The following is a 13625-nucleotide window of genomic DNA, read 5'->3' as shown; positions in this document are numbered from 1 at the left end:
TGATGCCGTCGGTGACCTGGTCGGCCTCAAATGAAAAATCATTCTAAGGGGCATGGCGGCCGGTACCCATCAGGACAGACGCCATACGCCATCCGGCGTATGGGTGAAACCGGCACAGCTGTTCACACTTCGTGCATTCCTTCACCCGTTGTCCCGGTCATCCAGACCTCAGCCCAGGAGTCACTCGCATGAAGTCTTCGCGTCGCACGTTTGCCCAGCGTCTCACCGCCGTTGCCGTCGGTGTCACCGCCCTCAGCCTGCCCCTGTTCGCCCAGGCCGCCGACACCATCAAGGTCGGCATCCTGCACTCGCTGTCGGGCACGATGGCCATCTCCGAGACGGTCCTGAAGGACGTCGCGCTGATGACCATCGACGAGATCAACGCCAAGGGCGGCGTGCTGGGCAAGAAGCTCGAGCCGGTGGTGGTCGACCCGGCCTCCAACTGGCCGCTGTTCGCCGAGAAGGCCAAGCAGCTGATCACGCAGGACAAGGTCGCCGCCGTGTTCGGCTGCTGGACCTCGGTGTCGCGCAAGTCGGTGCTGCCGGTCTTCGAGGAGACCAACAACCTGCTGTTCTACCCGGTGCAGTACGAGGGCGAGGAGCTGAGCAAGAACGTGTTCTACACGGGCGCGGCGCCGAACCAGCAGGCCATCCCCGCGGTGGAATACCTGATGAGCAAGGACGGCGGCTCGGCCAAGCGCTTCGTGCTGCTGGGCACCGACTACGTCTATCCGCGCACCACCAACAAGATCCTGCGCGCCTTCCTGAAGAGCAAGGGCGTGGCCGAGTCGGACATCATCGAGGAATACACCCCCTTCGGCCATTCGGACTACCAGTCCATCATCGCCAAGATCAAGAAGTTCTCGTCCGAAGGCAAGAAGACCGCCGTCATCTCGACCATCAACGGCGACTCCAACGTGCCCTTCTACAAGGAACTGGGCAACCAGGGCCTGAAGGCGACCGACGTGCCGGTGGTGGCCTTCTCGGTGGGTGAGGAAGAGCTGCGCGGCGTGGACACCAAGCCGCTGGTGGGTCACCTGGCCGCATGGAACTACTTCATGTCGATCAAGAACCCGACCAACACCGCCTTCATCAAGTCGTGGAGCGACTACGCCAAGGCCAAGGGCATCGCCGGCCACAAGGACAAGCCGCTGACCAACGACCCGATGGAAGCCACCTACATCGGCATCCACATGTGGGCGCAGGCCGTCGCCAAGGCCAAGAGCACCGACACGGACAAGGTGATCGCGGCGATGGGCGGCCAGACCTTCCCGGCGCCGGGCGGCTTCACGTCCACGATGGACGCGAAGAACCACCACCTGCACAAGCCGGTGTTCATCGGCGAGATCAAGTCCGACGGCCAGTTCAACGTGGTGTGGAAGACCAAGGGTCCGGTCGTGGCCGATCCGTGGAGCGACTACATCGCCGAGAACAAGGGCAAGAAGAACGAGCCCGTCAAGAAGTGATCGGCTGAGTCGATCCGCCAGACCGCCCCGGCCCGCAGGCCGGGGGTCCCCAGGTGGCGTGCGCCGCGTCGCAGGACGCCGGTGCCGCCACCTTCGCCTTTCCAGGAAGAAGAATGTCCGTGATGCTCATGCGCATGCAGAACACCACGCCGTGCGATCGCCCGCCGGGCCGCAGCGGCCTGGCGTGGGCGGCCATCAGGCTGGCCTTGTGGTTCTGGGCCGGCCTGATGGCGGCCTCCGCCGCCCAGGCGCTGACCCCTCAGCAGGCCGCCGCGATCTCCGCCGGCGAGACCGACGCCCGCATCGAGGCGCTCCAGAAGGCCACGGCCGAAGGGGATGCCAGCCTGCTGGTGCTCATCCGGGCGCTGCTCGACAACGAGGTCAAGGTCGCCGGTGAGCGGGCCTTCGTGCTGCAGGACGGCCGCTCCGTGATCGCCGGCACCGACACCGCCGCCGAGCCGCCGCCCGAGGCCGAGGACGTGGTCAACAACAACCGCATGCGCGGTGCGCTCGAGGCCGCGCTCGGCGTGCTGCGGCTGGTCTCGCCCGAGCGCGCCACCCGCGAGCAGGCGCTCGTCGAGTTGAGCAAGCAGTCGCTCGACGAGGCGGCGCTGCCGATGATCGAGAAGGCCCTGGCCGCCGAGACCGACCCGTCGCTGAAGGCCCGCCTGGAGATCATGCGCGCCACCATCCTGGTCGCCTCGAGCGATCCGGCGCGCCGCCTCGCGGCAGCGCAGGCGCTGGCCGGCTCCAGCGAGCCCTCGGTCAAGAACCTGCTGCAGGAGCGGCTGATGCCCGGCGTCGAGTCCGAAGGCCCGGTGCGTGCCGCGCTGCAGGCCGCGCTGACCGGCATCGAGGGCCGGCTGGCCTGGGGCGAGCGGCTGGGCGTGCTGTTCACCGGCATCAGCCTGGGCTCCATCCTGCTGCTGGCCGCCCTCGGCCTGGCCATCACCTACGGGCTGATGGGCGTGATCAACATGGCGCACGGCGAGCTGATGATGATCGGCGCCTACGCGACCTTCATGGTCCAGAACCTGTTCCGCGCCTGGCTGCCGGACCTGTTCGACTGGTACCTGCTGGCCGCCGTGCCGCTGGCCTTCCTCGCCTCCGCGCTGGTCGGTGCGGTGCTCGAGCGCACGGTGATCCGCTGGCTGTACGGCCGCCCGCTCGAGACGCTGCTGGCCACCTGGGGCATCAGCCTGGTGCTGATGCAGGGCGTGCGCAGCCTGTTCGGCGCGCAGAACGTGGCGGTCGAGAACCCGGGCTGGCTGTCGGGCGGCGTGGCGGTGCTGAGCAACCTGACGCTGCCCTACAACCGCCTGGCCATCCTGGTGTTCGCCTTCCTGGTGCTGGGTGGCGTGGCCCTGCTGATCGCGCGCACGCGGCTGGGCCTGTTCGTGCGCGGCGTGACCCAGAACCGTCGCATGGCCGCCTGCATGGGCGTCAACACGGCGCGCATCGACACCTATGCCTTCAGCCTCGGCGCGGGCATCGCCGGCCTGGCCGGCTGTGCGTTGAGCCAGGTGGGCAACGTCGGGCCCGACCTGGGCCAGAGCTACGTCGTTGACAGCTTCATGGTCGTGGTGCTGGGCGGCGTGGGCCAGCTGGCCGGCACGGTCTACGCCGGCCTGGGCCTGGGCTTGCTGAACAAGTTCCTGGAAGGATATGCGGGTGCGGTGCTGGCCAAGATCATGGTGCTGGCCTTCATCGTCGTGTTCATCCAGAAGCGTCCGCAAGGCATGTTTGCGATGAAGGGCCGGAGTGCCGAAGCATGAGTGTCACCACCACCAATTCGATGTCGACGCCCCGCCGCGGACTGCTGCTGGGTCCGCGGGGCTGGACCGGCCTGATGGCCGCGCTGGCCACGGTGGTGCTGCTCGTGCCGCTGCTCAACCTGGTCGTGCCCGAGGGCAGCGCGCTGCACCTGCCGGACTACTACGTGGCCCTGATCGGCAAGATCATGTGCTACGCGATCTGCGCGCTGGCGATGGACCTGATCTGGGGCTACACCGGCATCCTGTCGCTGGGCCACGGGCTGTTCTTCGCGCTCGGCGGCTATTCGATGGGCATGTACCTGATGCGCCAGATCGGCACCGACGGACAGTACAAGTCCGAGATGCCCGACTTCATGGTCTTCCTGAACTGGAAGGAGTTCCCGTGGCAGTGGGCGCTGAGCGACTCGTTCCTCGCGCAGATGCTGCTGGTGCTGCTGGTGCCGGGCCTGCTGGCCTTCGTGTTCGGCTTCTTCGCCTTCCGCTCGCGCATCAAGGGGGTGTACTTCTCCATCATCACGCAGGCCATGACCTACGCGGCGATGCTGCTGTTCTTCCGCAACGAGACTGGGTTCGGCGGCAACAACGGCTTCACCGACTTCAAGCGCATCCTCGACATCCCGATCGCCCAGCCGTCCACGCGCATGGTGCTGTTCGTGCTGACCGGGCTGACGCTGATCGGCTTCTTCCTGATGGCGCGCTGGATCGTCAACAGCAAGTACGGCCGCGTGCTGCAGGCCATCCGTGATGCCGAGAGCCGGGTGATGTTCACCGGCTACGACCCGATCGCCTACAAGCTCAGCATCTGGACGCTCAGCGCGGTGATGTGCGGCGTGGCCGGTGCGCTCTACGTGCCGCAGGTGGGCATCATCAACCCGGGCGAGATGGGGCCGGCGGCCAGCATCGAGATCGCCATCTGGGCGGCGGTGGGCGGACGGGCCACGCTGATCGGGCCGATCGTCGGTGCCTTCTTCGTCAACGGCGCCAAGAGCTGGTTCACGCAGGTCTTCCCCGAGTTCTGGCTGTATTTCCTCGGCGCGCTGTTCATCGCGGTGACGCTGTTCCTGCCGCACGGCATCGTCGGCCTGTTTGACAAGTGGTCCGGCAAGAAGAAGGAGAGCCGTTCATGACGCCCGACCTGATGGAATCGCTGGCCGAGCTGCGCCACAAGCACGACCAGCTCGCCCCCACCAGCAACAAGTCCGGTGACCGCGAGGCCTCGTACGGCCGGGTGATGCGCCTGGGCCAGCCCGACTTCACGCACGGCGTGGCGCTCTACCTCGACGACATCACCGTCAGCTTCGACGGCTTCAAGGCGCTGAACTCGCTGAGCCTGGCCATCAACGTGGGCGAGCTGCGCTGCATCATCGGCCCCAACGGCGCGGGCAAGACGACGATGATGGACGTCATCACCGGCAAGACCCGGCCCGACGCGGGGCGGGCCTCGTTCGGCTCGACCATCGACCTGCTGCGCCTGCGCGAGAACGAGATCGCGCAGATCGGCATCGGCCGCAAGTTCCAGAAGCCCACGGTCTACGAAGAGCTGAGCGTGTTCGAGAACCTCGAGCTGGCGCTGTCGGCCGACCGCCGCGTGCGCGCCAGCCTGTTCCACCGGCTGTCGGGCCAGCAGCTCGACCGCATCGGCGAGATCATCACGCTGATCCACCTGAAGGACGACGCGCAGCGCACCGCCGGCCTGCTCAGCCACGGCCAGAAGCAGTGGCTGGAGATCGGCATGCTGCTGATGCAGGACCCCAAGCTGCTGCTGCTCGACGAACCCGTGGCCGGCATGACCGACGAGGAGACCGAGCGCACTGCCGAGCTCTTCCTGTCGCTCGAGGGCAAGCACTCGCTGGTGGTGGTCGAGCACGACATGAAGTTCGTCGACCAGCTCACCGAAGGCCGCAAGACCGTCACCGTGCTGCACGAGGGCAGCGTGCTGGCCGAGGGCAAGCTCAGCGAGGTGCAGGCCAACGAGAAGGTGGTGGAGGTCTATCTTGGGCGCTGATCTGTGCCTGGACCGTGTGGGAGCGCTGACGCCGGGCACCCGGCTGCCTTCGTGTCCCCCGCCTTCAGCCCGGTGGGCTGAAGGCTCCTCCTTTACCTGCGGCAGCCGGGCGCCCGACGTCATCGCCTGGCCCCACCGTGCTTGTGATCGGATCTTGGAGTTCGTATGTTGAAGGTGGAAGGTCTCAACCAGTACTACGGCGGCTCGCACATCCTGCGCGGGCTCGATTTCGAGGCCCGGCTGGGCGAGGTCACGGTCGTGCTCGGCCGCAACGGCGTGGGCAAGACCACGCTGCTCAAGAGCCTGATGGGCGTGGTGCCGATCAAGGCCGGCACCATCACGCTCGATGGCCAGGACATCACGAAGGATGTGCCCTACGAGCGCGTGCGCAAGGGCGTGGGCTACGTGCCGCAGGGGCGCGAGATCTTCGGCCGCCTGACGGTCGAGGACAACCTGCGCATGGGCCTGGCCTACAAGAGCGGCAGCACGCCGATCCCGGCCGAGCTGTTCGAGCTGTTCCCGGTGCTCAAGCAGATGATCCACCGCCGTGGCGGTGACCTCTCGGGCGGTCAGCAGCAGCAGCTGGCGATCGCGCGCGCGCTGGCGGCGGGCCCCAAGCTGCTGATCCTCGACGAGCCGACCGAGGGCATCCAGCCCAGCATCATCAAGGACATCGGCCGGGTGATCCGCATGCTGGCCGACCGCAAGACCATGGCCATCGTGCTGGTCGAGCAGTACTACGACTTCGCCGAGGAACTGGCCGACCAGTACCTGGTGATGGAGCGTGGCGAGATCATCGCCCGCGGCCGCGGCCACGAGATGCAGGCCAACGGCGTGCGCGAGCTGATGTCGATCTGAGCGGCTTTCCCCGCTTGCCTGTGCACGATTCGGGCCCGTGCAGGGCAAGGCTCCTGGGCATGGATTCAGAACCTGGGCTCCGGCAGATCCTCCGCACCCCGCGATTGGCATTGCATCTCGAAGGACCCGAGCATCTGCTCTTCTTCGTTGAGCAGATGGCCTTCCATCAGGCCTGTCTGGCGATCGATGGACATCCTGATCTGATGGAGCCGTGCCAGGTTGGGATACAACACGAGAACGGTGCTGTGAAACCATCCGGGCACGGCGATCACCTTGATCCCCTGGGCGCGCAAGCGATAGGTCATCGAATAGGCCACTGGCGACGGTCTGTAGGCCAGGGACTCGCCCACTGGCAACACGTTGGATCTCTGGATCAGCGCGGTCCGGTTGTTGAAGCGCAGGGCAAAGTCCGCGTGTGCCGGAGTCGACTTGCCTTGCGCCAGGACTGTGCCTTCACACTGCAGGTACCTGCTGAACTCCTGGCCCTTGGCGCTGCTGGCCAGCCCCAGCAGCAGCGCCGTCACAACGCCCAGTGGCACGAGACCCCACCAGGCCCGGACCGGGGCCGTGGATGGGTTTGCCGCTGATGTGTCGCGACGGAACGTGATCATTTCTTGCTCACGGATGACGGATCAAGTTGCCGGCCTTGAACCCGCAGTGCGCCGCCGGCCCCCAGGCCGCCCTTGACTTCCTGGGCCTTGTAGTTCTGGACCGCCGGAACGAGCTTGTTGTAGGCATCGGCAAACGCTTGCAGCAGAATCGTCGAGCTCGAAGTGGTCGATCCGGTCTTGATCTGCCCGCCGCCCAGCTTGCCCAGCACCGAGGTCGCGATGCCGGTGTTCTTGCCGGTGGCCGCACCTTGGGCGATGGCCAGCTGGATCTTGGCGCGCACGTCCGACAGGACCAGTTGAACCTTGGCTGACGTGCTGGACTGGCCGACGGACAGTCCACCCAGAGCCTTGAACGGGATCAATCCCCCCACGTTGATGCTGGAGGAGTCGTCCTTCTCCATGGACAGCACGACCGACCGCAGGACAAAGTCGGCCGCGACCTCCTGTCCCTTGCCCATGTTGGCGTTGTCACGCACCTCGGCACCGGGGGACCGCGAGCGGTTCTTCTCATCGGTCGCCGCGTTTTCGCTGGCGCCCCGATCCACGATGACAAAACAACCGGACTGCTGGATCAGCAGGCGCAAGGCCTCGATCGAGGCGGCTCGATCTTCTTCCTTCCTGTCCTTGCCGGTCAGATCCTTGAGGTCCTTCAGCAGCAAGCGCAGCGATTGCACATTTTCATTGCTGGCCACCTGATTGGCCCCCGTGTCGGCGGAGCTGTTCCCATCCTGCAGTCGCACGGTGCCCACCGGTGCCGAACAGGTCTGGAGCGTCGCGTCAGCGCCCACCGATGTGCCTCCGCCCGCGGCCCCGGTCGATTCCGGCGGGGGAGGAGCCGCGGGATTCGACGCACATCCGGCGAGGGAGATCAGTGCGGCCGTCAGGAGCAGCTTGCGCGGGTAGGAGATCAATTGCGTCGAGCTTTTTCGGGGGGCTGTCGTCTGCATGGTCAAGTTTTCCATGGTGGTTATTGAACGAACTCGAAGATGAAGCAGTTGAAGAGTCTGGGTGGATCTTTGGAGGGATGCTTGAACACGATTCACTCCTTGATATTTGCAACGGCAGACGGGCAAATCCATGCCGGGCGCAAGGCACCGCGGCCGACCGAACGACGGGCAGAACCCATCCCACAAAAAGGGCGCTGGTGTCGAGGTCGTGCAATCACTCTGAGTACGGCTGAACGTGGAACCGATGCGACTCAACTTCCCGGTCTGCCATTCATGCTCCGGGTCCTGACCTGTCGCGTCATTCCCTCCAGTTGATTGGCCAGCATTTCTGGCATCAACGATCGGATGGCCTGCTGCATGAGATAGGACGAGCATCGGTCACCCCTGCAGATGCCGCGGCGTTCCAGCACGACCCAGGCGTCGATCAGGTCCATCGGGGCACAGCCGAGCAGTTCGGCCGCGCGCTCCAGGTTGAAACCTTCTTCCAGCGTGGAAACCAGTCGCGCGATCGCCATCTGGAGTGGCGTCAGCGCCTCCAGCGCCAACCGACAGGCATCTAGCACGACGGCCGGGACGACGGCGACCAGCCGCGGGGAAAGTCCGGAGAAGCCGGCCTCGGACCAGCGCTGCAGGTGCATGGCCTTGAGCGTCTCGAGCGCGAACCAGGGATTGCCGCCGGTGTGCGCCATCAGGTCGGCCGCCAGCAGTCTCGAAGACTCGCCGTTCCCATCGATGGCATCGAGCAACTCGGCCATTTGCGCGGCATTCAGCATGGGCAGGTTCACGTGCACGACGTCGTGGCGGCTCGCGAGGCTGTTTCTGATGACGGCGAGTCGTGTGTCTTCGGTGGTGCTGGGCACGGTGACCGCCAGGCGCAGACCACGTTGAAGCATCGGGGGCAGCGCCCGGGCCAGGCCATCCAGGCTGTCCGGGTCGGCGTGCTGCAGGTCATCAATCAGAACCGTGGTGAGGCCTGCGGCCATGGCCGCGGTCAAGGCTTCCATCAGGACCGCTGGCGCGTCCCTGCGAATCGCCGTCTCCACACTGTCCGGTGAGCTGCCGTCCGCTGTCGATGCCGGCCAGTGGAGCAGCTGCTTCACGAACCGGGCCACCGTCGCCGAAGGCCTCGAGCCGTCCCTCATGAGCAGTTGCCATCGCAGGACACCGGTGGTCGTGGACAGCGCCTCCAGCAGCCGTGTCCTGCCGCTGCCGATCGGTCCTTCGATCCAGGCCAGCCGGTCGCAAGCCCAGGCGTTGCGGACGTCCGCCAGCACGTCCTGTCTGCCGACGAGCCGGGGCGGGTGCTTCAGGCGCTCCGGGATGCTGCTGCTCCGGCTCAGCAGACCGTTGACGGCGTCAGTCCGCCCCATGGCGTCGATGGAGCGCATCAGCTCCATCGTCTCTTCATCCGGATGCGTGCCCAGTTCATCCCGGATCAATCGCTCCAGACGGTCATAGGTGGCCAGCGCTGCCGTCCGGTCCCCGCGTGCACTGTGCAGTTGCATCAAGCGGCGCCAGGCGCATTCGCTCAACGGATCGGCATCGATCAGCAGCTTCATCCAGGTGATGGCCTGGGCAACGTTGCCCTCGCGTTCGCAGCGATTCGCCCGGTGGGTGACCGCATCCCGTCGCTCGGTGGCAAACCGCTCCCGACGTGTCAGCAGCCATTCGGATCGCAGGTCCGGTGCGGTGGACTCGAGCCCGGACAGCAGATCCGATGTCAACGAGGTCAGCAGGCCGCTGTCGGACGAAAGGGTGACGTGGACGTCGACCAGGACCTCCGGAGCCAGGCGGATGAATTCGTCGGCCACGACAAATTCGCCTCCTGCCGCACGTTTCAATCGAAACGCCCGCTGCCGCAGACTGCTTCTGGCGGTCGACAGCGACACGTTCGGCCAGAGCAGCGCCGCGAGGTGATCCCGATGCTGCGGACCGTCCAGTGCCAGCACCGCGACCAGTGCCGCGTCCTTGGCGCTCAGCCTGCGCTCGCCACCGTCCAGGCCCAGCCAACGGGGTGGCCCGAGCAGATGCACATGGATCGACGCTCGCCCCCCCGACAACTTTTCCACGATCGCACTCCCTGCGCCACTTTTTTCACGGGCATGTTCCGCGTTTGTAAAGTCAGCATAGGAGCGTGGGCGTTACTGTGCCGTTACTGAAAAATCTGCAGGTGCCGTCGTCGGATTTCGGTGCTCGTGCACGATGGCCGCGGTGCGGTGGCTTGACCTCGTGAAGCGCTGCGGAGCGGGCTTCGCATAGACTGCCCGCCCCCTCTCCTCCGGCCTCGCGGCCCCGCAGCCATGTCCGATGCCTCCGTTCTGTCGCCTTCTCCTTGCGTGGTCGTGATCGGTGGCGGCCCGGCGGGGCTGATGGCTGCGCAGGTCCTGCTCGAAGGCGGCGCGCGTGTCGACCTGTACGACGCGATGCCTTCGGTCGGCCGCAAGTTCCTGCTGGCCGGCAAGGGCGGGCTCAACCTGACCCATGCCGAACCGGCGGCGGACTTCGCCCGGCGCTACCGGGTCGGGCCCACCGCACCGGGCCATGACCAGCCGGCCCTGCCGGTCGGCGATTGGCTGCAGGGGCTGGACGCCCAGGCGATCCGGGACTGGGCCGCCGGCCTGGGCATCAGCACCTTCGTCGGCAGTTCGGGCAAGGTGTTTCCGGCCGAGATGAAGGCGGCGCCGCTGCTGCGTGCCTGGCTGCAGCGCCTGCGGGCCGCCGGCCTGAGGCTGCACATGCGCCACCGCTGGACGGGCGCCTGCGAGGCGACTCAGCCTTCCGGTGCACCGTGGCAGCTCGGCTTCGATGCCCCCGCCGGCCCGCAGCAGGTGCGCGCCGATGCGGTGGTGCTGGCGCTGGGCGGTGGCAGCTGGGCCCGCCTCGGCTCCGACGGCGCCTGGGTGCCGTGGCTGCAGGACCGTGGCGTGACGGTGGCTCCGCTGCAGGCCGCCAATGGCGGCGTGGAGCTGCCCTGGAGCGACCACCTGCGCGAGCGCCACGCCGGTGCGCCGCTCAAGGGCGTGGCGCTGGCATTCACCGACGTCACGGGCCGCCGCTTCCACCGCAAGGGCGAGGCCGTGGTCACCGAGACCGGCCTGGAGGGCAGCCTGGTCTACGCCGCCAGCGCCGACCTGAGGGCGCTGCTGCAGCGCCAGGGCCATGCCGACATCGAACTGGACCTGCTGCCGACCCGGCCGCTGCATGAGGTGGAGACCGCGCTGGCACGGGGCCGGGGTGCCCGTTCCTGGTCCAACCACCTGAAGGAGCAGCTGGGCCTGCACGGCGTCAAGGCCGTGCTGCTGCGCGAAGGGCTGGATCCGGCCGCCTGGACGGCGCTGCAGGCCGATCCGGTCGCGCTGGCCGCGCGCATCAAGGCCATGCCGCTGCGCCTGACCGGCCTGCGGCCGATCGACGAGGCGATCAGCAGTGCCGGCGGGGTCGGGCTCGATGCCGCGACCACCGACGCCGGCCTGATGCTGCGGGCGCTGCCGGGCCTGTTCTGCGCCGGCGAGATGCTGGACTGGGAGGCGCCGACCGGCGGTTACCTGCTGACCGCCTGCCTGGCCAGCGGCCGGGTCGCGGCCCGCGGCGCCTTGCGCTGGCTCGCGGCGGCGCAGGCCGCCTCGTCCGGGACGCCGTGATGATCGTCGTCCACCACCTGAACCACTCGCGCTCGCAGCGCGTGCTGTGGCTGCTCGAGGAGCTGGGCCTGCCCTACGAGCTCAGGCACTACCAGCGCGATCCGGTCACGCTGCTCGCGCCGCCGTCCCTGCGTGCGGTGCATCCGCTGGGCAAGTCGCCGGTGATCACCGACGGAGACCTGACGGTGGCCGAATCAGGGGCCATCGTCGAGTACCTGGTCGAGCGCCACGGGGCGGGCCGGCTGGTGCCGCCCGCGGGCAGCCCGGAACGCCTGCGATGGACCTACTGGCTGCACTTCGCCGAAGGTTCGGCCATGCCGCCGCTGCTGCTGCGCCTGGTGTTCGACCGGGTGGCCCGGGCACCGATGCCGTTTTTCGTGCGCCCGATCGCCCGGGGCATCGCGCGCAAGGTCATCGGCGGGTTCGTGCAGCCCACGCTGACCGCGCAGTTCGATTTCATGGAGACGGAGCTGCGCACGCGGGCCTGGTTCGCGGGCGACGAGTTCTCGGCGGCCGACATCCAGATGAGCTTTCCGCTCGAGGCGGCGGCGCAGCGCGCCGGCCTGGACGGGCGCCATCCGGCCTTGCAGGATTTCCTGCGCCGCATCCACGCCCGCCCTGCCTACCGGCGGGCACTCGAGCGCGGCGGGCCCTACGACTACGCGTCGTGAGCGGGCCGTTCAGCCGCGCCGGCCGATCCGGAAATGCATCAGCGCCAGGATGCCGATGCCGGCCAGCAGCAGCAGGCCGAGGCTGCCCTGTTCTTCGCTGACGAGGGCCTCGTCGGCGCCGAGCGGGGTCGCTGACCCGTTGCTGTTGCCCGTCGGCGCCCGAAGGCTCTCGGCGGAGCGGGCCGCCGGGGATTCGCCGATCCGCAGCGTGCCGAGGTCGACGCCCTGCTGATAGGCGACCGCGACGATGCGTGCCGGTTCGGGCGCCGTGGCGGCACGGGCCGGGGCGCTCGCCAGCAGGCCGGCGGTCCATGCCACACATCCGCCCAGGATCCGCAGGGTGCGGATCGATGGACGGGCCTTGACGGAGGTCAGGGAGGAGGAGCGCATGGCCGCATCTTCGCCTGCTTCCGTACGAGGGGGTGCGACAAATTACGGGTTTTCCCCCGTTCGCGGGGGCCGGAATTTCAGTTCGTGATCAAGTCACGTCCGCCAGATCCGCGGCGGGGCGGCCTCGAGCCCCCAGCCCAGCTGGCGCCAGCGTGCACGCACCTGCGTCAGCAGCTGCATCAGCGGCTCCACCCGGCCGGCCAGCACCCGCAGCACGACCACCTCGCCGTGGGTCGAGCTGACCCCGGCCTGGTCGCCCAGGCCGCTGGCCTGGATGGCGTCGTGGGCGCTGGCGACCAGCTCGGTGCGCCGGGCCGGGCTCAGGGCGCTGCCCGCGGCCATCCACAGCGTGCCCAGCACCCGGTGCCCGGCCCAGCCCAGCGGGCTGTCGAGCAGGCGCCGGTCGGTGGCGTCGATGCGGGCCGACTCGAGCCACACCCCGGGCAGCTCCAGGTGCTGCTGGTAGGTGCCTTGTGTCCACGCCTCGCCTGCGGCCGGCAGGCCCAGCGCCAGCACGTCCCAGCCGATCATCTCGGCCCCCGGGGCCAGCTCGAAGCGCAGCTGGTTGCGCGCCCGGCAGCTGCGGTAGGCGATGGTCTCCAGCGGCAGCCATTCGAGGCGCGCACCGTCGCGCACCTGCGCGCGCACCCGCTGCAGCGCCTCTTCGCCGGCGCTGCGGTAATAACGCGTCGCCCCCGGGGTGGTGATCAGCGCGTGGGTGCCCGGCGCCATGTCGATGTCCACCACCAGCTCGTCGCCGCCGACGATGCCGCCCGGTGGATGCACCAGCACGTGATGGCAGACCGACGGGCCCTCGGGATAGAGGCGCTGCAGCACCCGCAGCGGACCCCGGTGGCGGTCCTGGGCGATCGTGCGTGGCGGGCTGCTGCTGCTGTCGAGCCGATAGTCGAGTTGGAGATGACCTTGCCAGCCCATGGGTGCGGAATCCGTGTGGAAAGTGGAGAACAGAACGGCGTGAGGCCGGCAGTGTATCGGCTGCCATCGTCTGTGGATAAGTCGGGTGCCCTGTGGATGAGTCGAGAGCGACGCGGCACTGGAATCGACTCCACAAAGTCCAGGGACAAGTCTGTGGGCTTGCTGTGGTCAGTTCATGCAAGACGTTGTATTGAAAAAGAATTCATTGGATTGCCTCCGGATCGGGCAGAGGGGGTCTCAGGGTAAGCCCGAAGGCCTCATCATGGTTCTGTCAAGAACCTGACACGAATATTTCACGTGGAATCGGCCTTCGAGGCGTGGATGG

Annotated in this window: 12 protein-coding genes; 7 read left to right on the top strand and 5 right to left on the bottom strand. The window is 67.6% G+C overall.

The window, feature by feature from the left end; translation table 11 throughout:
* The first annotated feature begins 188 nt into the window (after positions 1–188).
* The 5 genes from urtA (at position 189) to urtE (ending at position 6104) form a co-directional block, all read left to right on the top strand.
* Positions 189–1466, top strand: a complete 1278-nt coding sequence (urtA, locus tag C7444_RS17970; protein ID WP_110402235.1) for an urea ABC transporter substrate-binding protein — start codon at positions 189–191, stop codon at positions 1464–1466.
* A gap of 227 nt (positions 1467–1693) precedes the next feature.
* Positions 1694–3241, top strand: coding sequence for an urea ABC transporter permease subunit UrtB (gene urtB, locus C7444_RS17965; protein WP_110402264.1), 1548 nt, complete (start codon positions 1694–1696; stop codon positions 3239–3241).
* Positions 3238–4368: an urea ABC transporter permease subunit UrtC gene (gene urtC, locus C7444_RS17960; RefSeq protein WP_211317597.1), complete on the top strand. Its 1131-nt coding sequence runs from the start codon at positions 3238–3240 to the stop codon at positions 4366–4368. The genes urtB and urtC overlap by 4 nt, the downstream gene beginning before the upstream one ends.
* Entirely contained in the window at positions 4365–5246 is an 882-nt protein-coding gene (gene urtD / locus C7444_RS17955) for an urea ABC transporter ATP-binding protein UrtD (protein ID WP_110402234.1), read from the top strand. The genes urtC and urtD overlap by 4 nt, the downstream gene beginning before the upstream one ends.
* A gap of 165 nt (positions 5247–5411) precedes the next feature.
* Positions 5412–6104, top strand: a complete 693-nt coding sequence (gene urtE / locus C7444_RS17950) for an urea ABC transporter ATP-binding subunit UrtE (RefSeq protein WP_110402233.1) — start codon at positions 5412–5414, stop codon at positions 6102–6104.
* 65 nt (positions 6105–6169) lie between these two features.
* Here the strand turns inward: urtE and C7444_RS17945 are convergent, their stop codons facing one another.
* From C7444_RS17945 to C7444_RS17935, 3 genes are all read right to left on the bottom strand, one after another.
* Positions 6170–6715, bottom strand: a complete 546-nt coding sequence (locus C7444_RS17945; RefSeq protein ID WP_110402232.1) for a hypothetical protein — start codon at positions 6713–6715, stop codon at positions 6170–6172.
* Complete coding sequence (locus C7444_RS17940) at positions 6712–7677, bottom strand: hypothetical protein (RefSeq protein WP_170130797.1); 966 nt, start codon at positions 7675–7677, stop codon at positions 6712–6714. The genes C7444_RS17945 and C7444_RS17940 overlap by 4 nt, the downstream gene beginning before the upstream one ends.
* A gap of 236 nt (positions 7678–7913) precedes the next feature.
* Positions 7914–9731, bottom strand: coding sequence for an ATP-binding protein (locus tag C7444_RS17935; protein WP_170130796.1), 1818 nt, complete (start codon positions 9729–9731; stop codon positions 7914–7916).
* Between the two features lie 231 nt (positions 9732–9962).
* On the opposite strand from C7444_RS17935, the gene C7444_RS17930 reads away from it, so the two are divergent.
* Together C7444_RS17930 and C7444_RS17925 are read left to right on the top strand one after the other, a co-directional pair.
* Positions 9963–11303, top strand: a complete 1341-nt coding sequence (locus C7444_RS17930; protein WP_110402229.1) for a TIGR03862 family flavoprotein — start codon at positions 9963–9965, stop codon at positions 11301–11303.
* The gene (locus tag C7444_RS17925) at positions 11303–11974 is read left to right on the top strand and encodes a glutathione S-transferase (protein ID WP_110402228.1); all 672 of its coding nucleotides are present in this window, start codon (positions 11303–11305) and stop codon (positions 11972–11974) included. The genes C7444_RS17930 and C7444_RS17925 overlap by 1 nt, the downstream gene beginning before the upstream one ends.
* A gap of 9 nt (positions 11975–11983) precedes the next feature.
* On the opposite strand, the gene C7444_RS17920 is transcribed toward C7444_RS17925, so the two are convergent.
* The gene (locus tag C7444_RS17920) at positions 11984–12364 is read right to left on the bottom strand and encodes a hypothetical protein (protein WP_110402227.1); all 381 of its coding nucleotides are present in this window, start codon (positions 12362–12364) and stop codon (positions 11984–11986) included.
* Positions 12365–12457: 93 nt separating this feature from the next.
* Positions 12458–13300 carry an urease accessory protein UreD gene (locus C7444_RS17915; protein ID WP_110402226.1) on the bottom strand — a complete coding sequence of 281 codons (843 nt, stop codon included), beginning with the start codon at positions 13298–13300 and terminating at the stop codon, positions 12458–12460.
* Between the last annotated feature and the right edge of the window lie 325 nt (positions 13301–13625).

This window comes from Sphaerotilus hippei (assembly GCF_003201595.1).
GTDB classification, from domain to species: Bacteria; Pseudomonadota; Gammaproteobacteria; order Burkholderiales; family Burkholderiaceae_C; genus Sphaerotilus; species Sphaerotilus hippei.
Note: the sequence above shows the minus strand (reverse complement) of the source record. Positions and strands in the feature narration are given on the sequence as shown.